This is a genomic window from Clostridioides sp. LIBA-6622, from assembly GCF_056716095.1.
Genome location: NZ_CP196998.1, coordinates 3,813,766 through 3,835,566, shown reverse-complemented (window position 1 = coordinate 3,835,566; position 21,801 = coordinate 3,813,766). Strand labels below are relative to the sequence as shown.

General features: G+C 29.6%; 21 protein-coding genes. 16 read left to right on the top strand and 5 right to left on the bottom strand.

Annotated features, from left to right (window positions below; all coding sequences use genetic code 11):
- Positions 1 to 67 precede the first annotated feature (67 nt).
- Together ACTG47_RS17890 and ACTG47_RS17885 are read right to left on the bottom strand one after the other, a co-directional pair.
- Complete coding sequence (locus ACTG47_RS17890) at positions 68 to 901, bottom strand: prenyltransferase/squalene oxidase repeat-containing protein (RefSeq protein WP_479925555.1); 834 nt, start codon at positions 899 to 901, stop codon at positions 68 to 70.
- Positions 902 to 971: 70 nt separating this feature from the next.
- A complete protein-coding gene (locus ACTG47_RS17885; protein WP_479925554.1) occupies positions 972 to 1,601 on the bottom strand; it encodes a DUF3786 domain-containing protein in 630 nt (209 codons plus the stop codon).
- 312 nt (positions 1,602 to 1,913) lie between these two features.
- Between ACTG47_RS17885 and ACTG47_RS17880 the strand changes: the two genes are divergently transcribed.
- The 8 genes from ACTG47_RS17880 (at position 1,914) to ACTG47_RS17845 (ending at position 9,802) form a co-directional block, all read left to right on the top strand.
- Complete coding sequence (locus ACTG47_RS17880; protein ID WP_479925553.1) at positions 1,914 to 2,573, top strand: response regulator transcription factor; 660 nt, start codon at positions 1,914 to 1,916, stop codon at positions 2,571 to 2,573.
- Positions 2,574 to 2,784: 211 nt separating this feature from the next.
- Positions 2,785 to 3,843 (top strand): lysylphosphatidylglycerol synthase transmembrane domain-containing protein, encoded by a 1,059-nt coding sequence (locus ACTG47_RS17875; RefSeq protein ID WP_479925552.1) that lies wholly within the window; start codon positions 2,785 to 2,787, stop codon positions 3,841 to 3,843.
- A 243-nt stretch (positions 3,844 to 4,086) separates the two neighbouring features.
- Positions 4,087 to 6,231: a formate dehydrogenase subunit alpha gene (fdhF, locus tag ACTG47_RS17870; RefSeq protein WP_479925551.1), complete on the top strand. Its 2,145-nt coding sequence runs from the start codon at positions 4,087 to 4,089 to the stop codon at positions 6,229 to 6,231.
- A gap of 48 nt (positions 6,232 to 6,279) precedes the next feature.
- The gene (gene fdhD, locus ACTG47_RS17865; RefSeq protein WP_479925550.1) at positions 6,280 to 7,113 is read left to right on the top strand and encodes a formate dehydrogenase accessory sulfurtransferase FdhD; all 834 of its coding nucleotides are present in this window, start codon (positions 6,280 to 6,282) and stop codon (positions 7,111 to 7,113) included.
- Positions 7,082 to 7,294, top strand: coding sequence for a hypothetical protein (locus tag ACTG47_RS17860; protein ID WP_479925549.1), 213 nt, complete (start codon positions 7,082 to 7,084; stop codon positions 7,292 to 7,294). Before fdhD ends, ACTG47_RS17860 begins: the two co-directional genes overlap by 32 nt.
- Positions 7,295 to 7,334: 40 nt before the next feature.
- Entirely contained in the window at positions 7,335 to 7,886 is a 552-nt protein-coding gene (locus ACTG47_RS17855) for a 4Fe-4S dicluster domain-containing protein (protein WP_054271753.1), read from the top strand.
- A gap of 24 nt (positions 7,887 to 7,910) precedes the next feature.
- Positions 7,911 to 9,287 carry a [FeFe] hydrogenase, group A gene (locus ACTG47_RS17850; RefSeq protein ID WP_169467072.1) on the top strand — a complete coding sequence of 459 codons (1,377 nt, stop codon included), beginning with the start codon at positions 7,911 to 7,913 and terminating at the stop codon, positions 9,285 to 9,287.
- A complete protein-coding gene (locus ACTG47_RS17845) occupies positions 9,287 to 9,802 on the top strand; it encodes a 4Fe-4S dicluster domain-containing protein (protein ID WP_021386201.1) in 516 nt (171 codons plus the stop codon). Before ACTG47_RS17850 ends, ACTG47_RS17845 begins: the two co-directional genes overlap by 1 nt.
- 75 nt (positions 9,803 to 9,877) lie before the next feature.
- Here ACTG47_RS17845 and ACTG47_RS17840 read toward each other — a convergent pair whose 3' ends face one another.
- Positions 9,878 to 11,161, bottom strand: coding sequence for a conjugated bile salt MFS transporter (locus ACTG47_RS17840; RefSeq protein WP_479925548.1), 1,284 nt, complete (start codon positions 11,159 to 11,161; stop codon positions 9,878 to 9,880).
- A 193-nt stretch (positions 11,162 to 11,354) separates the two neighbouring features.
- Here ACTG47_RS17840 and ACTG47_RS17835 point away from each other — a divergent pair, with 193 nt between their 5' ends.
- The 8 genes from ACTG47_RS17835 (at position 11,355) to clpX (ending at position 20,699) form a co-directional block, all read left to right on the top strand.
- Positions 11,355 to 11,777 carry a DUF3783 domain-containing protein gene (locus tag ACTG47_RS17835; RefSeq protein WP_479925547.1) on the top strand — a complete coding sequence of 141 codons (423 nt, stop codon included), beginning with the start codon at positions 11,355 to 11,357 and terminating at the stop codon, positions 11,775 to 11,777.
- 100 nt (positions 11,778 to 11,877) lie between these two features.
- Positions 11,878 to 12,816 carry a phosphoglycerate dehydrogenase gene (locus ACTG47_RS17830; RefSeq protein WP_479925546.1) on the top strand — a complete coding sequence of 313 codons (939 nt, stop codon included), beginning with the start codon at positions 11,878 to 11,880 and terminating at the stop codon, positions 12,814 to 12,816.
- A 400-nt stretch (positions 12,817 to 13,216) separates the two neighbouring features.
- The gene (gene ligA, locus ACTG47_RS17825) at positions 13,217 to 15,241 is read left to right on the top strand and encodes an NAD-dependent DNA ligase LigA (RefSeq protein ID WP_479925545.1); all 2,025 of its coding nucleotides are present in this window, start codon (positions 13,217 to 13,219) and stop codon (positions 15,239 to 15,241) included.
- Between the two features lie 155 nt (positions 15,242 to 15,396).
- Complete coding sequence (gene rph, locus ACTG47_RS17820) at positions 15,397 to 16,746, top strand: ribonuclease PH (RefSeq protein ID WP_479925544.1); 1,350 nt, start codon at positions 15,397 to 15,399, stop codon at positions 16,744 to 16,746.
- Positions 16,746 to 17,216, top strand: a complete 471-nt coding sequence (locus ACTG47_RS17815) for a metallophosphoesterase family protein (RefSeq protein WP_479925543.1) — start codon at positions 16,746 to 16,748, stop codon at positions 17,214 to 17,216. Before rph ends, ACTG47_RS17815 begins: the two co-directional genes overlap by 1 nt.
- Before the next feature lie 193 nt (positions 17,217 to 17,409).
- Positions 17,410 to 18,696: a trigger factor gene (tig, locus tag ACTG47_RS17810; RefSeq protein ID WP_169467085.1), complete on the top strand. Its 1,287-nt coding sequence runs from the start codon at positions 17,410 to 17,412 to the stop codon at positions 18,694 to 18,696.
- A gap of 149 nt (positions 18,697 to 18,845) precedes the next feature.
- Positions 18,846 to 19,430 carry an ATP-dependent Clp endopeptidase proteolytic subunit ClpP gene (clpP, locus tag ACTG47_RS17805; protein WP_021386274.1) on the top strand — a complete coding sequence of 195 codons (585 nt, stop codon included), beginning with the start codon at positions 18,846 to 18,848 and terminating at the stop codon, positions 19,428 to 19,430.
- Between the two features lie 18 nt (positions 19,431 to 19,448).
- Positions 19,449 to 20,699, top strand: a complete 1,251-nt coding sequence (gene clpX / locus ACTG47_RS17800) for an ATP-dependent Clp protease ATP-binding subunit ClpX (RefSeq protein WP_054271743.1) — start codon at positions 19,449 to 19,451, stop codon at positions 20,697 to 20,699.
- A gap of 70 nt (positions 20,700 to 20,769) precedes the next feature.
- Here clpX and ACTG47_RS17795 read toward each other — a convergent pair whose 3' ends face one another.
- Together ACTG47_RS17795 and ACTG47_RS17790 are read right to left on the bottom strand one after the other, a co-directional pair.
- The gene (locus ACTG47_RS17795; RefSeq protein ID WP_479925542.1) at positions 20,770 to 21,297 is read right to left on the bottom strand and encodes a chromate transporter; all 528 of its coding nucleotides are present in this window, start codon (positions 21,295 to 21,297) and stop codon (positions 20,770 to 20,772) included.
- On the bottom strand, positions 21,285 to 21,797 hold the full coding sequence (locus ACTG47_RS17790) for a chromate transporter (RefSeq protein ID WP_479925541.1): 513 nt from the start codon (positions 21,795 to 21,797) through the stop codon (positions 21,285 to 21,287). Before ACTG47_RS17790 ends, ACTG47_RS17795 begins: the two co-directional genes overlap by 13 nt.
- Between the last annotated feature and the right edge of the window lie 4 nt (positions 21,798 to 21,801).

Genomic DNA, 21,801 nt, shown 5'->3' with positions numbered 1-21,801 from the left:
ATTACTACATCATTTTAAAAAATAGTGGCTATGAAAAATGAAAAGCCACTATTTTTATGTATAACTATTATCTTTCTAAATTTTTTAATATTTCATAGTAGTGTTTTGTAGCCAATGTACTTGGTTTACCTTTTTTACAGAAAGATAACTTGGATAGTTTTGGAACTACACGTTCGACAATAATTTTATTATCTATCATCTTAGATTCAAGTGTTTTTAAAGCTTCTAAAAATCTTTTATCCTGTTTTGCACGATTGTAAAATGATAAAACATAAACGTAAAGGAATAGGTTATAATTACGGAAAGGATATTCAACTTGCATGAATAATGTACCAATTCCATAATGACAAGGGCCAATTGGTTTTTTAATAGTCCAATGGTCAAGTAGAAAATCTACAGCTTTGTCAAGTTTTGACTCTTTATTTAGATAATTACTAAAACGGAATGCGTTTAGTATATTAAGTGTTGGAAGAGGATTTGAGTATTCAGTTTCTGGACCCCGACCAAAACTAAATTTATTGCAACGCCATCCACCATCAGTATACTGTGTATCTAAAAAATATTGAAATGTTTTATGCATTCTAATGTCAAGTGCATAACCCATATGACAAAGTACATTAGCTGCGTTAGCAGTATGGCAAGGGTAAATACCTCCATTTGGATATAATTTAAAACGTCCATCTTCTCGCCATGTGCTAAATATCAATTCAGCACATTCTTGAAGTAAAGTATCATCCGAGTTCACACCTAATTCTAACAAATAAAGTATACTATCAAGAGTGGAGAAAGGGGAACCTTTTATTAAACGTTTGTCAGGTGTAGTCCAATAGTCTGCACCATTATCATGTCTGTGTGATAATATTACTTCAATATCTGATAAATATTGATTTTCTACATTCATTTTTGTGACTCCATTTCATATTATATTCAGTATAAATCTATAAAAAATTTTATTATGATATTATTGATATTTATATTTGCTTTATTTTATTCAGGATAGCATCTATAGCTGTATCAGGAACAACTGCTAAATCTTCTGCATTAAAATAATAAATTATATTAGAATCAAATAATATATTTGAATTTGGAGGAAACTCATCATCTCCAAACCAAAGTATAAATATCATAGAAGTATTACCCATATATGTGAACTTATAAGCTAAATCACCCATATCTACTTTTTCAGCTCCCATATTTTCCATAACTAACTTATATTTTTCTATTTGAGATGTAAAAACTTCTGAAAGCCTAGCTAAAGTTCTGTTTAAAAAGTTTGGATAGTAAACATTGCCACCAGGTATTTCTTTAAAAGTTACATATTTATTAGTTCTAGGAATACCCTTAGCATTAATTAAGTATCTAACTATCAAAATTTTAAGTTCAAAGTTCTTACAGATACTATCATTATCATTCCAAACTTCTCCACTTGGATAATCTATGATATATCGTCTATCAAAAAAAATTAGTGTAAATCTGTTTAAATCACTGTTGAAAGATATATTACTTAAATTACTAATTGTATGAGGGTCTAATTCTTTAAATTTTTCTCTAGCATAGTCAAATGGAACATTATAATTACTTTTTGTTAACTTTTCATCCATAATTTTTTCCTCCAATTTAAATAATTAAAGATGTGTTCATAAGAAGTTGTCTTATTATTGATTTTATTACATATTTAAAATATTACAATAATAAGTTATTAAATAAATTTTGATATTTAAGTAAACACATATAAAATAAATACAAAGTACTTGGAATGTAAAGTTTTTGTATCTAAAATATTTTATTTGTAAAATATTAAGTAGTTATTGTAAGCTATAATATGGGAGTATAATATTAGATGTAAATTTGCAAAGAGATTTATTAAAGGTACAGATTAAAATGTTATTAAACATATAAATGGAGGAGTTAGTATGTCTAAGATATTAGTAATAGATGATGAGCTAGATATGTTAAAGCTGATTGAAAACATATTAAAAAGAGATGGTCATGAAGTGAAGGTAATTAGTGATGTAGAGAATGCCATGGATATAAATTTTAACTCTTTTAATCTAATAATACTAGATGTAATGATGCCTAAGATTGATGGTTTTGAAGTATGCAAAGCTATAAGGAATAAGGTTGATTGTCCAATACTGTTTTTGACAGCTAAAAATATGGAAAGTGATATTATGTATGGTCTTGGTATAGGAGCAGATGACTATATAACAAAGCCTTTTGGTGTAGGAGAATTAAGGGCTAGAATAACTGCTCATCTAAGAAGAGAAAATAGAGAGAAAAAAAATTTATTAAATATATCAAATGTTCAATTTAATTTTTTAGGAAAAGAAGTTTCAATTGATGGCAAAAAAATTAATTTTACTAAGAGTGAATATTTGATATGTGAATTTTTAGCAAAAAATAAGGGGCAAGTATTTTCAAAAGAAAGAATATATGAGTCAGTATATGGTTTTGATGGAGAAAGTGATATAAGTGCTATTACAGAACATATAAAAAATATACGAAGTAAATTAAAACAATATGATGTTTATACAATAGAAACTGTATGGGGTATAGGATATAAATGGATGTAATAAATAGACGTGCGATTTAGTGAAAATATTATATATATCTACAAAATGTTTGTAAAATATTAATCTATATATTAAAATTTAATTTATAGATTAATATTTTTTGTGAATGACAAAATTGTAAGGTATTTTGTTATAAAATATTAATATTCGTAGTGTATACTAATAATAAGGTATTTGGTATTAAATCTTGAGAAAAGGATGGTTATCTCTAATGGATAAACTAAAGAATATTAGAAAGAGTTTACTACAGTATACATTTTTATTTTTACTAATAGGTATAACGATTTATCTAGTGTTTAAAACATTAGACATTAAAATGTTATCAAATGTTATAGTTATGGTAGATAAGAAATTTTTATTCATAGGTGCTTTGGCAATAATGTCTCATATAATGCTTGAAGGAGTAGTAATGAAGATAATTATAGAAAGTACTCACAAAGTTAATATTAGATTTATTGGTTTTAAGTTGGCCATTATGGGATTTTATTATAATTTAATAACTCCTTTTGCTTCAGGAAGTCAACCTGTACAGATATATGTGCTTAAAAAATGTAAAATGCCACTTAGTAAGGCAAGTGCAGTTGTTACCAATAAGTCTATTATTTTTCAAATAGTAGTTACTTTTTATTGTACAATACTTGTGCTAATGAATTTTTCTATGTTAGAAAAACAGATGAAAGTGATTATGCCTTTAGTTTTTCTAGGGATAGCTATTAACTTATTTGTCCTAATTATGATAATATTAGTTATTTTAAATCCTCAAAAAATAAAATATTTTATGAGAGTTTCTATTAAGCATTTATCGAAGATTAAATTTTTAAAATTTTTAGATAATAAGATTGAATCTATAGAAAGTTTTATAGATGATTATAGTAAAGCGATAAGTTTTTTTGCCAAGAATAAAAAAGTATTAATTTCAACTATAATAGTAACTTTTATTCAATTAAGTGCTTACTTTAGTGTTTCATTTTGGATATACAAAGCATTTAATTTACAAGGCTATAGTTATATCTATATATTAACACTACAAGCGTTTTTATATATGGCAATATCACCAATACCAACACCTGGAAATGTAGGGGCTAATGAATTAGCATTTTTCACTATATTCAAATCAGTATTCCCTCAACCTTTGATGGGATATGCGGTATTTTTATATGGTGGATTTATGTACTACTTGATTTTGATTGGAAGTGGAATATTTACTGTAATCACTCACTACAGAATGAAAAATAGGATTGGAAGAAATGTAGTTTTAGGTGAAAATTAAATACATTTAAATAAGCGTAGATTAAAAAATATGTCATAAGAACTAGAATATTTTAATTAGATGGTTGAAATATAAAGATTATTATGACATATTTTTTTTAAAATATAAAAGGAATTGTGAGAAAATTGTTGAATTTAATAGATAGTATTGCAAAATATTTGTAATTTTGCATATTATAAAAACATTTCATTATCTTTAAGGTAAATTTTACTTATCAGGGGATAAATCTAAGGGGGGAAATGTATGGAGAAAAAAATTTTAACAGTTTGTCCATACTGTGGAGCTGGGTGTCAGTTATATCTAGTGGTAAAAGACAATAAGATATTAAGAGCTGAGCCAGCTAATGGTAGAACAAATCAAGAAAGTTTGTGCTTAAAAGGTCGTTATGGATGGGATTTTCTAAATGACCCTAAAATTTTAACACCTAGGCTAAAAAAGCCAATGATAAGAAAACAAGGTGTATTAGAAGAGGTTGAATGGGATGAAGCTATAAGTTATACAGCTTCAAGATTAAATGAAATTAAAGAAAAATATGGTCCTGATTCTATTATGGGAACAGGTTCTGCAAGAGGACCTGGTAATGAAGCAAATTATATAATGCAAAAATTTATGAGAGCTGCAGTAGGAACTAATAATGTTGACCATTGCGCTCGTGTCTGACATGCACCATCTGTAGCCGGTCTGGCTTACTCATTAGGTAGTGGTGCAATGTCTAATTCTATACCCGAGATAGAAAATGCAGATGTTTTATTTATATTTGGATATAATGGAGCAGATTCACATCCAATAGTAGCAAATAGAATAGTAAAAGCTAAAAAAAATGGAGCTAAATTAATTGTTACTGACCCTAGATTAACTGAATCTGCAAGAATTGCTGATATACATCTACCTATAAAAGGTGGAACAAACATGGTTTTAGTAAATGCTTTTGGAAATGTCTTGATAGAAGAAGGTCTTTACAATAAAGACTTTGTTCAAAATCATACACAAGGATTTGATGAGTATAAAGAAATTGTTAAACCATATACAGCTAAATATGCTGAAAAGGTTACAGGAATCCCAGAAGAGCTTATAAGAAAAGCTATGAGGGAATATGCAAAAGGTAAGAAAGCTATGATACTTTATGGAATGGGAGTCTGTCAATTTGGACAAGCTGTTGATGTAGTTAAAGGGCTTGCATCAATTGCTTTACTTACAGGTAATTTTGGTAGAGAAAGCGTTGGAATAGGACCTGTACGTGGACAAAACAATGTACAAGGAGCTTGTGATATGGGGGCTCTTCCTAATGTATATCCAGGGTATCAAAATGTAACTGATGATAAGATAAGAGAAAAGTTTGAAAATGCTTGGAGTGTAAAGTTATCTCCTAACAATGGTTATAGTTTAACTCAAGTTCCAAACTTAGTACTAAAAGAGAAAAAGCTTAAAGCTTATTATATATTTGGAGAAGACCCAGTACAAAGTGACCCAGACGCATCAGAAGTTAGAGAAGCTTTAGATGAATTGGAATTTGTAGTTGTTCAAGATATATTTATGAATAAGACAGCTCTTCACGCTGATGTCATACTTCCAGCTACTTCTTGGGGAGAACATGAAGGAGTATATACATGTGCAGATAGAGGATTCCAATTGATGAGAAAGGCTATAGAGCCACAAGGAGATGTAAAACCAGATTGGCAAATTATAAGTGAAATCTCTACAGCAATGGGATACCCTATGAACTATAAAAATACTAAAGAAATATGGGATGAACTTAGACAACTATGTCCAAGTTTCTTAGGTGCTACTTATGAAAAAATAGAATCTCAAGGGTGCGTTCAGTGGCCTTGCAAGAGTGAAAGTATAGAAGATAAGGGAACTATGTATCTATATGAAGGTCAGAAGTTTTCTACTCCTAATGGAAAAGGTAATTTATTTGCTGCTGAATGGAGACCACCTATGGAAGTTGAAGATGATGATTATCCATTTAGTTTATGTACTGTAAGAGAAGTTGGACATTATTCAGTAAGAACTATGACTGGTAATTGTAGAACGCTTAGTTCATTAGAAGATGAACCAGGTCGTGTTCAAATAAATTGTAATGATGCTGAAAAACTAGGAATTGAAGATGATGAACTAGTTAGAATCAGTTCAAGAAGAGGAAGTGTAATAACAAGAGCAACAGTTACTGATAGAGTTAAAGAAGGTGCAACATATATGACTTATCAGTGGTGGGTTGGAGCTTGTAATGAACTTACAATAGCAAATTTGGACCCTATATCTAAAACACCAGAATATAAATATTGTGCTGTTAAACTTGAGAAACTTGAAGACCAAGAATTAGCAGAAAAATGTGTGAAAGAAGAGTATCAAAATCTTAAAGATAAAATGACTGCTACAAATATTTAGTAGTTAATTGGATTAAAGATTTATAAAAAGCGGAAAGGCTAATATTTTATGAATAATATATACTCAAAAACTAAATTACAAGAAAATAGCAAAGATGAAGTTTTTGAAAACAGTTGTAGTCTAGTGAATTACAAATATCTGAATTCTTTTAATGTAGAAGTAAATAAAGTAAATGAATATGAACTATCAACAGACAATGAAGAAATAATTGCAGAATATCCACTTAGTTTTATTTTAAATGGTAAATATGTAAATACATTTTTATGTACACCACATAATTTAAAAGAGCTTGTAGTTGGTTTTTTGAAAACCAAGGGATATATAGAAAACCAAAAAAATTTGTTAAGCTTAGAGATAAATGAGAAGGAACGTTTTGCAAAAGTAAATATTCAAAATAAACAGGAAATAGAAGATGAGCAAATTATATTTTTGAATTCACTAGACTATATAAAATGTACTCCTGTGGAGAGTGATATAAAAATAAATTATGATACGATTTATAGCATAATGGATAGAAATTTAAATTCGTCAGACTTATTCAAAAACACGGGTGGAGTGCACAGTGTGTCCATATTTAATTATGATAAAAATATAGTAACCTGTGAAGATGTGGCGAGACATAATGCAATGGATAAGGCGATTGGATTTTGCGTCTTAAATGAAATATCATTGAAAGATAAAATTGTAGCAGTAAGTGGAAGAATATCATTAGAGATGATACTGAAAGCAGCTATGACTCAAATTCCTATTGTAGTATCAAAATCGGCACCAACTAATTTATCAATAGAGCTTTCTAAAAAATTAAATATAACTCTTATTGGATTTGTGAGAGGAAGACGAATGAATATTTATGCAAATCCACAGAGAGTTATCAAAAAGTGAGACTGAGTATATGTGTGCTAAAAAAGAAGAACAAAAATATTCAAAGTGTGAAATCTGTGGAGCATTAATTGATGATACTGATAAAGTATATGAAAACACATACAATTTGTGTAAAAAATGTAAGCGAAATATAAGTACTGATAAAATATTAAAATATATAAATATATATAATGGAAAATAACTAGGGAGTTAGAAATATACAGATTGAAAGGTGGGATAATATGAAAAATAAAATAGGCTCTTTTGTAATAGCAGACCCAAACAAATGTACAGGCTGTAGAGCTTGTGAAGTAGCTTGTTTTACAATGCATAATCAACATAATAATGTAGGTTATACAGTTGGAACGGTTGATATACCTGTTATACCTAGACTTTATTTGGTAAAAGGTGATACTTTCTGTATGCCAATACAATGTAGACATTGTGAAGATGCTCCTTGTCTAAACTCATGTCCACAAAAAGCTATAATCAAAGAAAATAATATTATGTCTGTAAATGAAGAAAAATGTATAGGATGTAAAACTTGTCTGCTAGCATGTCCTTTTGGAGCTATAGATTTACTTCCACAATATGAAGATGGTAAAGAAGTAGAACAAGTAATTTTAGAAGAAAATAAAAAAATAGCTTATAAATGTGACTTATGTAAAGACAATGAAAAGATAGCTTGTGTAAGTGCATGTCCTCAGGAAGCTTTAAAACTTGTTACTCCAATAGATGACAAAAAGGCTAAGAATAGACAGGCTGCACTTAGCTTATTGTTAACAAATAAATAAAGGATACAGGGGTAGGTGACGTTTATGATAATAAATATAGATAAAGATTTATGTACTGGATGCAGAGAATGTTCCAAAGTCTGTCCAGTAAATGCTATTGAAGGTGAAGAGGGGAAACCACAAGAAATAAATTTAGATAGATGTGTTATGTGTGGTCAATGTGTTCAAACTTGTAAATCTTATGCTTCAGTTATAGATGAAGGATTCGAATTTTTACAAAGTAAAAAACAAGAAAGGGATATACCAGAGTCTATAAATGAACCTATATTTGCAGCATATAATGTATGTGATGTGGATAAGGTTAAAAAGGCTTTAAATGACCCAAATGTATTTACTATGGTTCAATGTGCACCAGCGGTTAGAGTAGCTTTAGGAGAAGATTTTGGATATTATCTAGGATATTTAGGTGCTGGCAAAATGGCAGCGGCACTTAGAGCTTTAAACTTTGATAGAGTTTATGATACTAACTTTGCAGCAGATTTAACTATTATGGAAGAAGGTAGTGAGTTAATTAAAAGAGTAACAGAAGGTGGAACTCTTCCAATGTTTACATCTTGTTGTCCAGCATGGGTAAAATTTATGGAAAAAAATTATCCTAAATTAACTAATCATTTATCTTCTTGTAAATCACCTCAACAGATGGGTGGTGCGATATTTAAAACTTATGGCGCAGAAATAAATAATGTAGATGTATCAAAGATATTTAGTGTTTCTATAATGCCATGTACATGTAAAAAATATGAATGTGATAGAGAAGAAATGGATTCTAGTGGATATAGGGATGTAGATGTAGTATTAACTACAAGAGAATTAGCTTACCTAATAAAAGATATGGGAATTGACTTTAAAAACTTAAGAGAAGAAAAATTTGATAGTCCTTTAGGTAGTTACAGTGGAGCTGGAACTATATTTGGTGTTACTGGTGGAGTTATGGAAGCTGCTATAAGAACTGGTTATGAGCTTATAACTGGTGAAAGTATTCCTGATGTAGAAGTAAAACAAGTAAGAGGAGAGAATGGTTTTAGAAAGTCAACTATTAAGATAGGGGATTTAGACCTAAGAGTTGGAGTAGTAAGTGGATTGAAAAATGTAATACCAGTACTTGAAGATTTAGAAAAAGGAAAATTAGATGTAGATTTTATTGAAGTTATGACTTGTCCTGTTGGATGTGTAAGTGGTGGAGGTCAACCGAAAATTTTACTAGAAGAATATAAAGAATTGGCTTATGAAAATAGAACAAAAGCAACATATGTACATGATGAACATTTAGCAGTTAGAAAATCTCATGAGAACCCTGAGATTAAAAAATTGTATGATGAATATCTAGTAGAACCATTAGGAGAAAAGTCTCATCATTTATTACACACTACATATTGTATAGGAAAGGAAGTGGCTAAGTAATGAACTATTTTGTTATAGCGGACCCTGATAAGTGCATAGGATGTAGAACTTGTATGATAGGATGTGTGGTTGCACATTCAGATGAAGATATTTTTTACAAAAATCCTGATGAGATAAATTTTAACCCAAAACTTTCTGTTATAAAGACAAAGGAAGTTAGTGCTCCAATACAATGTAGACATTGTGAAGATGCTCCTTGTGCAAAGGCATGTCCAAATGGTGGTATAGTTAGAGTAGGAAACACAATAAAAATAAATGAAGAAAACTGTATAGGATGTAAGACTTGTATGTTAGCGTGTCCTATAGGTGCAATAGATATAGTTACATTAAAAGATATAGACGAAGGAAAACTTTGCTTTAGAGAAAGAATGACAGCAAATAAATGTGATTTTTGTATAGAATCTCCAGAAGGACCTGCATGTGTAAATGTCTGTCCAACTAAAGCATTTACTATAGTTAAGGATGAGGATATAGATAGTAAAGTTAAAAACAAAAGAAAATTAGCTATATTGTAATATATAAAAAGATGGAGCTCTATTTATTATTAAGAGTTCCATCTTTTTATATATTATTTATATATTAAAAATCAATTATTGCATTAGTTTATCAAGTCTTTCTTTATTCATTTTTTTCATTCCTATAGAAGTTATAATAAGTAAAGTATAGGCAATTATAACTGATAAAATTATAATGTACCAAGAAAATCTATAACCAAAGTTATCAACTAGTAATCCAAATAATGTTGAACCTAATGCAAAGCCCACTGCAAAAATTAATTGTACGATTCCATATATACTACCAAACTCCTTTTGACCAAAGAAAGTACCTGTTAAATAAGCTGGTCCAATCATATAAGCAAATACAGAAAGTCCTTTCAAGGTAGCAAACACAAATGCAAAAGTAGAAGATTCATCTACAAGTAGCAGTGATAAAGTAGCTATAAGGACCAATATAAAAGCTATAATAAGTGGTTTTACTTGACCAAATTTATCAAACAATAATCCTCCAAATATATTACCAACGAGAGCGAATAAAGCAAAAACGGAACCTACTGTTCCTACTAAAATTGGATTTAGATAATTTCTAAGATAAGTTGGATATTGTACAGATAAAGATGAAACATATATCCCTACAAATATAAATCCCATTGCCATAATCCAAAAATATTTGATTTTTTTAGCTTCTTTTAGTGTATAACCCCATACTGAAGAAGAAATAACATCAGATGATTTCTCTTTTTTTCCTTTAGATTTCACTATTTCACTGGCATCTTTAGGCATTCTAAGTATGAATAATATTATAGGTATACCAATTATCAATGCTGCAATTCCGAATATTAGATAAGAACGACTATATCCTTGAGATGCTAATAAACGAACTACAAGTGGTTGTAGAAATATACTACCAATAGAACCACCAGCAAATGCAAATCCTAGAGCTTTTCCTTTACTTTCTTCATCAAACCATGCACTTATTAAAACAGGTATACCTATAGCAGATATAATTGTAGCACCAACTTGTACAATACACGATAAAGTATAAAATTGCCATAGTTCAGTACATATAGAAAAAGTAGCAAAAGCAATACTAGAAATTATACAACCTAATAAATATAGTGTCTTAATATTGACTTTAGAAAATAATTTACCTATAAAAGGTGATACAATCGCTGAAGCAATCGTACCAATGGTGAATATTAGAGAAAAAGATGCCAAACTAAAGCCTTCTCCTTCTACAACATAACTTATAAACTGAGGTTGTATAGTAGCTACAAGATTAAATGGAATAGCTTGTATCAACATGCAACCAAGTACTATAACCCAGGCATTTGAAAAGTTTTTAATGCTAAATTTATTATTTAGTAGTGTATTCATTGTATCTCTCCTTTAGATTAGGATTTGTAAATATTAATCTAATTATTCTAGTTTTATAGATTAGTTTTGGATAGTATAGCTATTTAAATGTAATTTTGGGTATTAATATAAAAATTATCTATTAAAAATTGATTATTTTAAACGGATGGGGTAAATTAACATATATAGATAGATAAATGAAAGGATGGATAAAATGTCATTTGAAAAAATAAATAATAATAATCTAGATAAAATACACAATAGAAAGTGTATTATGCTTGTAAATTTTAATAAAAAAGAATTATCACTAATTAAAAATATTAGTAATTTTGCTGGAATAAGAGACCACATTATCTTAAGTGATAAAAATGGAGATAACATAATTAGAGATATTTTGGATGGAAATACATCAAATGAATGTGAAAATGGAATTAAAAGTAAGTCTGTGATATTTAATAATACATCAAGTACACAAGTGAATGCATTTTTAGAAGGATTAAAAAAAGTGAGGATAAATAGACCTTTTACAGCTATAGTAACTGAAACATCTATTGATTGGACATTAAATAATTTAATAGAAAATTTAGTTCAAGAACGTAATGCTATGGCATTAGGAAAAACAATTGAGCATAAATAATTTTGAGACATCTTCTAGTGAGTTTAACTAATATACATTAAGTATCATATTATACTGTAGGATATAAAAATTTTAATATGAGTGGATGAAGGAGATTAATATGAAAGTTTTATTTACAATAAATTATGGAAAAGAAAAGTTTGAGAAAATAAGTGAATTAGGATATGATGTTATACATTACTCTGAAGATAGTATTGAAAATAATGAAGATGTAAATACAGCAGATGTACTAGTTACATACAATCCATTTAGTAGACTAGATATTTCTAAAATGAAAAATTTAAAATATATACAAACAACTAGTGTAGGTATAGACCAACTTCCAAAAGAAGAAGTATTAAAGAGAGATATTAAAATAGCAAATAATAGAGGTGGATATAGTATACCGATTGGTGAAAGTATAGTTATGTATATTTTAGAAATCTATAAAAATAGTGCGAAACTTTTTAAACAGCAACAAAATAAAGAATGGAAGATGGATTTTTCTGTATCAGAATTATATGGGCAAAGAGTTGGATTTCTTGGAACAGGGACTATATCATCAGAAGCAGCTAAAAGACTGAAGGCTTTTGGACTAGAAATATGGGGTGTTAATACTAATGGAAGTAGTAAAAAATACTTTGATAAATGTTTTGCCACTGATAATATGAATGTTGTATTTGAAGAATGTGATATAGTTGTTGTAGCAATGCCTTCTACAAAAAGTACAGATGGGATAGTAAATAAAGACATGTTTGAACTGATGAAAGAGGGGTCTGTATTTATTAATGTTGGTAGAGGAAATACAGTTAATCAGAAAGATTTAGAAGACTGTGTAGAAAAATTCAGAGGTGTAGCATTAGATGTATTTGAAAGTGAACCTTTGGGTCAAGATAATAAGTTATGGGAGTGCGAAAATGTCATAGTAACTCCTCATAATTCTTGGGTATCTGATAAGAATAAGGAAAGAACATTTAATATGGTTTATAATAATTTGAAACACTATATAATGGAGAATAAACCTATCGATAACGTTGTAGATATATCAAGAGGTTATTAAATATAAAAAAATTATTAAATATAAAAAAAGTTGATAAAAATAAAAGGAGTTGTCTTAAAATTGATTTTTTCTAATCAAATTTTAAGTCTAACTCCTTTTTGAATTTAGTAAATCACAACTACTTTATGTTCTTTGACAACTCAACATGGAATATTTAGTATTTTGAGCATGAAACTTATATAATTGAAAAGCAAAGCGACACAATAATTATACTTCCTCACAATATCCACAGACTTAGAGCAAGAGTTCCTACATTATGTGTAGATTTTTGGACAAGTACTTTTTTGTAATAAATTTAAAGTCAAAAAAGTGATATACTAAAAAATGTATAAATAGGAAATAATCAATTATAAGGAAATTTCAAAGGAATTTAATTTAAAAAATATAAAGAGGTGCAAAAGTGAGCGTTAAAGATGAAATTAATAAACTTATAGAGAAAATAAACTACCATAATGAAAGGTATTATAATCAGGATAGCCCAGAAATATCAGACTATGAATATGATAAATTAATGAAAGAATTAATTTCTTTAGAGGAAGAAAATCCTGAACTAAAGAGAATTGATTCTCCAACAAATAGGGTAGGAGGTAAGCCATTAGATAAATTCAATCAAATTGTTCATAAAACTCCTATGTTAAGTCTATCGAATGCTTTCTCAGAGCAAGACCTGAGAGACTTTGATAAGAGGGTTCAAGAATATGTAGGAGATAATGTTGAATATGTTGTTGAGTTTAAAATAGATGGTCTTTCTGTAGGTCTTACTTATAGTAATGGAGAGTTCGAAAAAGGAGCAACTAGAGGTGATGGGATTGTAGGAGAAGATATTTCTCGCAATTTAATGACAGTAAAAAGTATACCTCTTAAAATAAGTGACAGAAAAGAACTAATAGTTAGAGGCGAAGTATATATATCAAAAGATAATTTTAGAAAAGTAAACGAGCAACAAGAAGAACAAGAACAACCATTATTCGCTAATCCAAGGAATCTTGCAGCAGGTTCACTAAGACAATTAGACCCAAAATTAACTGCAAAAAGACCTTTAGATATATTTGTATTTAATATGGAGAATATAGAAGAATATAATTTAAAAAGTCATAGTGAATCATTAGAGTATTTAGAAGAACTAGGATTCTCAGTAAGCCAAAGTTACAAAGTTTGTAAAAGTATTGATGAAGTTATTGAACACATTGAATACTGGACAGAGAATAGAGGTAATTTGGAATATGAGATAGATGGTATGGTAATAAAAGTAAACAATATAAAACAAAGGGAAGAAATGGGATATACAGCAAAAAGTCCTAGATGGGCAATTGCATATAAGTTTCCAGCAGAGAAGAAAAAAACTAAAATAATAGATATAATAGTAGAAGTTGGTAGAACTGGTACAATAACACCTTCAGCAATACTTGAACCAGTCAGACTTGCAGGTACTACTGTAAGTAGAGCTACACTTCATAATGAAGATTATATAAGAGAAAAAGATATAAAGATAAATGATACAGTATTAGTTCAAAAAGCGGGTGATATAATACCTCAAGTTTTAGAAGTTATAAAAGAAGAACGTACTGGAGATGAAATAGATTTTAAGATGCCAGAAAAATGCCCTGTATGTTCAGAGCCAACAGTAAGATTAGAAGGAGAGGCTGCTGTAAAGTGTATAAACATGTCTTGCCCAGCGCAAATAAGAAGAGGAATTATACACTTTGTGTCAAGAGATGCAATGAATATAGATGGTTTAGGGGAATCGATAATTACATTGTTGTTAAATGAAAAAATAATTCAAGATGTGTCTGATTTATACTATATAAAAAAGGAAGATGTAGTCGACCTAGAGAGAATGGGTGAAAAGTCTGCTGATAATTTAATAAATTCAATTGAAAAATCAAAGGAAAATGATTTATGGAGACTTATAAATGGATTAGGTATTAAATTTATAGGAGTTAAAGCGGCTAAGATACTTGCATCTAACTTCAAGGACTTAGATGAGGTGATTTCTTCAACAAGTGAGCAACTGGAAGAATTAGAGGAATTCGGAAGTATAATGGCAAATAGCGTTGTCGAGTTTTTTAAGGAAGACAAAAATATGAATGTTATAAACAAGTTGAAAAGTGTGGGAGTAAACACAGAATCATCAGATAATACAGGAGAAAATGTAGAAAAGATATTTGAAGGAATGAAAATAGTATTGACTGGTACACTTCCTACATTAAAAAGAAATGATGCAAAAGATATGATAGAAAAAAGAGGTGGAAAAGCTACCTCTAGTGTAAGTAAATCAACAACGTTTGTTTTGGCAGGAGAGGAAGCTGGTTCTAAGCTTACTAAAGCAAATGATTTAGGAATTAAAGTTATAGATGAAGAAAGTTTTTTAGAATTATTGAATTTATCATCGAAAGATGAAGTAAAAGCTGTATTAGAGAGCTAAAAAGTCGTTTAATTTACTAGAAAACTACTATAATTAATGATAGAATAGTTCAGTAAGCTAATGAGATTATAAAAAAACAATATAATATCTGATGAAATTAAAAATTATAAAAAATAACTTTATAAAATATAAAAAACATAAGAAAGGATATGAAAATGACCAGAAGTTATGATAGAAGTAATGACCAGATAAGACCTGTAAAGATAAGCAGAAATTATACAAAGTATGCAGAAGGCTCTGTTCTTATAGAGATGGGGGAGACAAAGGTTATATGTACTGCATCAGTGGAAGAGAAAGTACCTCCTTTTTTAAGAAATAGTGGTACTGGATGGATAAATGCTGAATATTCTATGCTACCAAGAGCGACACAACAAAGAAAGATAAGAGATGCATCTAGGGGGAAAATCGACGGAAGAACACAAGAGATACAAAGATTAATAGGAAGAGCAATAAGGTCTGTTGTAGATTTAAATAAATTAGGTGAAAGAACTATTTGGGTAGATTGTGATGTTATACAAGCTGATGGTGGAACTAGAACAGCATCTATAACAGGGGCATTTGTAGCAGTTGCAGAAGCAATATATAAATTATATAAAGCAAAGACGATAAAAGAAATGCCAATAACAAATTTTGTATCTGCAATTAGTGTTGGTATAGTAAATGAAACACATTTGCTAGATTTATGTTACGAAGAAGATTCTAAAGCACAGGTAGACATGAATATAATAATGACTGATAAGTGTGAGTTTGTAGAAGTACAGGGTACTGGAGAAGAGAAACCTTTTTCAAGAAAAGATTTAAATTTATTGTTAGAGTTAGGAGAAAAAGGGAATAAAGAATTAATAAGGTTTCAAAGAGAAGCTTTAGGTGAAATAGCAGATGAGATATTAGGTATGGAGTATGGTAATGAGGTAGTAATTGCTACTAATAATGCTCATAAACTAGAAGAAATAGGCGAAATCTTAAAGGACTTTGAATATACAGTGTATTCTTTAAAAGATGTTGACCTAGCAGGAATAGAAATAGTTGAGGATGGAAAAACATTTGAGCATAACGCATTGATAAAAGCTAGAACAATAGCTAGAAAAACTAAACTTATAGCCATATCAGATGATTCGGGCTTAGAAGTAGATGCTTTAGGCAAAAAACCTGGTGTTTATTCAGCTAGATATGCAGGAGAAAATGCAACCGATGAAGAAAATAGAGAAAAGCTATTAAAAGCTATGCAAAATGTACCAATCAGTAAAAGAAGTGCAAGATTCGTCTCTGCAATAGCAGTAGTTTTTCCAGATGGAAAAGAGTTTGTAGTAAGAGGAATCTGTGAAGGAACAATAGGTTTTGAAGAAAAGGGTAAAAATGGCTTTGGATATGATAGCTTATTTATAGTAAAAGGATACAATAAAACCTTCGGTGAGATACCTAGTGTTATAAAAAATTCAATCAGCCACAGAGCAAATGCACTAAAATTTATGAAGCAAGAGTTTATAAAAAGGGTAGTGAAGTAATGAAGATAGGTATAGTAAGTGACACACATATGATGATTAAAAATATGGAAAAAGCAATACCATATTTGAAAGAATGTGACCTAATAATTCATGCAGGGGACAATTTCACAGACTCAAGATATATTCATAGTATGACTAATGTGGGAATTATTGCAGTTAAAGGTAATTGTGACTTTGATGCTGTTGAGGAAGAAGTTGTCTTTGAAGTAGCAAATAAAACTATATTTTTATGCCATGGAGATAAGTATGGTGTAAAATACGGAACACAGATGTTAGAAAACAAGGCAAATGAAGTTGGAGCTGATATAGTTGTATTTGGTCATACCCATACTCCGTTTAGAGAAGTTAAAGATAATGTGCTTTACATAAATCCTGGAAGTACTTCACTTCCAAGAGGAGTATCGTATAAAAGTTTTGTTATTATGGACATAGAAGATAATGACATAAATATTGAAGAAATACGTATATAACGGTGTATTTATCCAAAAAAACGTCAAAAAACGCTTAAAAAATTAAAATTTATCAAATAAGTGCAACGATATTAATGGAACACTTGTAAATAAAAAAACTTATGTGATATAATTAAGTGGTTGAATTATAAATAGAATGAATTATGATACCATTATCGGGTATTACATAAATATCACTAGGAGGATTAGAAGGATGAAAGCAGAACTAATTAAAAAAGAGGGTAATAAAGTTACTTTAAAAATAACAGTAGATAACAATAAATTTGAAGCATCAGTAAATAAGGCTTATAATAAAAGCAGAAATAAATACAATATACCTGGATTTAGAAAAGGTAAAGCTCCAAGAATTGTTATAGAGACTCAATACGGAAAAGGCATATTCTATAATGATGCTATAGAAATATTATTCCCAGAAGTTTATCCAGAAGCTATCAAGGAATTAGATATAGACCCAATAGACAATCCAGATTTAGACATAGAAGAAATAAGCAAAGATAATGGATTAGTTATGGTTCTTAATGTAGAAGTTAAGCCAGAGTTTGAATTAGGAAACTACAAGGGTATAGAAATAGCTAAGGTTGAGAATACTGTAAGTGACGAAAATGTTGAAGCTAAATTACAAGAAATGGTTGAAAAAAATGCTAGACTAGTAAGTGTAGAAGACAAAGCTTTAGAAGATGGGGATACAGCTATAATAGACTTTGAAGGTTTTGAAAATGGTGTAGCTTTTGAAGGTGGTAAAGGTGAAAATTATAACTTAGTTATAGGTTCAAACACATTTATACCAGGATTTGAAGAACAATTAGTAGGAAAAAAAGCTGGTGAAGAAGTAGAAGTTAATGTTACTTTCCCAGAAGAATACCACTCACAAGATTTAGCTGGAAAGCCAGTTGTATTTAATGTGAAGATAAATGATGTAAAAGTAAAAGAATTATCTGCATTAGATGATGAATTTGCTAAAGATACTAGTGAATTTGATACTTTAGATGAGTTAAAAGCAGATGTAAGAGCTAAATTAGAAGAAGAAGCTAAAAATAAAGCAGATGCAGAAACTAGAAATTCAGTAGTAGAAAAAGTTGCTGAAAATACAGAAATAGAAATACCAGAAGTTATGGTACAACATCAAATAGATAATATGTTAAACGAACTTAACTACCAATTACAATATCAAGGATTTGGATTACAACAATTATTAGAGATGACTGGTAGAACTATGGAAGAATTAAGAGAAGAAAGAAAAGAAGATGCTAAAAAATTAGTTAAATCTTCTCTAGTATTAGAAGCAATAACTAAAGCTGAAGGAATTGAAGCAACAGAAGAAGAATTTAAAGCTGAGTTAGAAAAAATGGCTTCTGCTTACAATATGGAAATAGACAAAATAGAAGCTTCTTTAAGAGATGCTGATAAAGAAGATATAAAAGGACAAATAAAGATAAGAAAAACAATAGATTTATTAGTTGAGAATGCAACAATAGCTTAATAAAATAAACGCTAACTAATATAGTTGACGTTATAGAATGTTTAGTATATAATGATGTGCAAATATAATTTAGTTAAATGCGTATAATAATTTACAGTAGCTCAAAAAAAGCTACTGTAAATTATATAGAATAAAGGGGGTATGAAACCATGGCATTAGTACCTGTAGTTGTTGAACAAACAGGAAGAGGAGAAAGATCTTATGATATTTTTTCTAGACTATTAAAAGACAGAATAATCTTCTTAGGAGATCAAGTTAACGATGCCACAGCAGGGCTTATAGTAGCACAGCTATTATTTTTAGAAGCTGAAGACCCAGACAAAGATATACATTTATATATAAATTCTCCAGGAGGAAGTATAACTTCTGGAATGGCTATATATGATACTATGCAATACATCAAACCAGATGTAAGTACTATATGTATAGGTATGGCTGCTTCTATGGGAGCATTCTTGTTGGCAGCAGGAGCAAAAGGAAAAAGACTAGCACTACCAAATAGTGAAATAATGATACATCAACCATTAGGTGGAGCTCAAGGTCAAGCAACAGATATAGAAATTCATGCAAAAAGAATTTTAAAAATAAAAGAAACTTTAAATGAGATATTATCTGAAAGAACTGGTCAGCCATTAGAGAAAATAAAAATGGATACTGAACGTGATAACTTCATGAGTGCAATAGAAGCCAAAGAATATGGTTTAATAGATGAAGTATTTACAAAGAGACCGTAGATAGAGAGAGGTGTTAATATGTCTAAATATGAAGAAAAACGACAATTAAAGTGTTCATTCTGCGGTAAAAATCAAGATCAAGTAAGAAGATTAATTGCAGGTCCAAATGTATATATTTGTGACGAGTGTGTTGAACTTTGTGACGAAATAATTCAAGAAGAGATAGAAGATACTATAGATGAAGATACTACATCATTACCAAAGCCAAAGGAAATGATGGAGATTCTAAATGATTATGTAATAGGTCAAGAAAAAGCTAAAAAAGCTTTATCAGTTGCAGTGTATAATCATTACAAGAGAATATACAGTAAAAAATCTAGTAACAAAGATATAGAAATTCAAAAGAGTAATATACTTTTATTAGGACCTACTGGTTCTGGAAAGACATTACTTGCTCAAACTCTAGCAAGAACTCTTAATGTACCTTTTGCAATGGCTGATGCTACATCATTAACTGAAGCTGGATATGTTGGAGAAGATGTTGAAAACATACTTCTAAAACTTATTCAAGCTGCTGATTTTGATATAGAAAAAGCTGAAAGAGGTATAATATATATAGATGAGATAGATAAAATTGCAAGAAAATCTGAAAATCCATCTATAACTAGAGATGTAAGTGGTGAAGGTGTTCAACAAGCCCTTCTAAAAATACTAGAGGGTACTGTTGCAAATGTTCCGCCACAAGGAGGAAGAAAACATCCTCATCAAGAATTCCTAAAGATAGATACTACTAATGTATTGTTTATATTAGGTGGAGCTTTTGATGGATTAGAAAAAATAATCCAAAAACGTGGTGGAGATAAAACACTAGGTTTTGGAGCTAAGATAGAAAGTAAAAAAGAATTAGATTTAGGAAAGTTATATGAAAAAGTACTTCCAGAGGATTTATTAAAATATGGTATAATACCTGAATTTATAGGAAGAATACCAGTTTTAGCTACTTTAGAATTACTGGATGAAGATGCATTGATGCAGATATTACAAGAACCTAAAAATGCTCTAGTAAAACAGTATAAAAAACTATTAGAGTTGGATGATGTTGAACTAGAATTTGAAGAAGGTGCTCTTCGTGCAATAGCTAAAAAAGCTATAGAAAGAAATACAGGAGCTAGAGGGCTTAGAAGTATAGTTGAAAGCGTAATGATGGAGACTATGTTTGAGGTGCCATCTAGAGATAATATAAAGAAGGTTATAGTAACAGAGAAATCTGTGAACGAAGACTCAGTAAATCCTATCATAGTACTTAAGGATCAAGAGGAAAGTGCATAAGATGATGAAAAGGAGCTTTAAAAGCTCCTTTTTTTATGTTAATATGCTTAATATAAAACTAGATACTACATTATAAAAATGAGAGTAATATACCTAGAATACCAAAGACGAATACAATTGCAATAGAGCCAATTTTTCCTTTATATAAAAGATAAAATGATGCTATAAATGCAATTATTCCATATAAGTCCCAATTAACTTCTTTGGCAGATGAAAAAGCTGCTGATAATATAAATCCCAAAGTAATTGGTCTAAGAACCATCAATAAATTTTCTACTTTTTTATTATTTTTGAACTTAGAAAATAACTTTGATATAATAGTTAGACCTATTAACGCAAAAACCGTTACACCAATAGTTGCAGACATAGAACCAAAAAAACCTGCAGTCTTAAATCCTACGAATGTAGCACTATTTATTGCTACAGGACCTGGTGTAGATTGTGATATAGCAAGTAAATCCAAGAATTCTTGATTAGTTATAAGGTGGTATTTAGATATGAATTCTTGTTGAATAAATGGTAGCATGGCATAACCACCACCAAAACTAAAGGCTCCTATTTTAAGGAATATTAAAAAGAGTAGTGTTATTTCTGACATAGACTATATACACCTCCTCCAATTATTAAATAAATAGGGCTTATATTGAATACACCAACAGATAAAACTGCTATAATTAATAGTAGTATGTTAGTTCTAGACTTTGGCAGTTTCTTAAACATGCTCGTAAAAGAATACAATATAAGAGCTATTACAACAGGGGCAACTCCTTTAAAAAATCCATCTAAAACTTTGGATGATGAATTTTTAAAATATAGATATGATAAGACTAGCACTATACAAAATGATGGTAAAGCAGAGCCTAAGGTACATATAAGGACTCCTGGTATACCATAAAGTTTATATCCTAATAATACAGATATATTAATTGCCAGTACTCCAGGGTAACTTTGAGCTATGGATAGAAAATCGATAAATTCTTCCTGCTCTAAAAGTTTTTGTTTGTTTACAAGTTCATCTTGTATAAGAGGAACCATAGCGTATCCACCACCAAATGTAAACGCACCGATTTTTAAAAAAGTTAAAAACAATTTCAACATAATA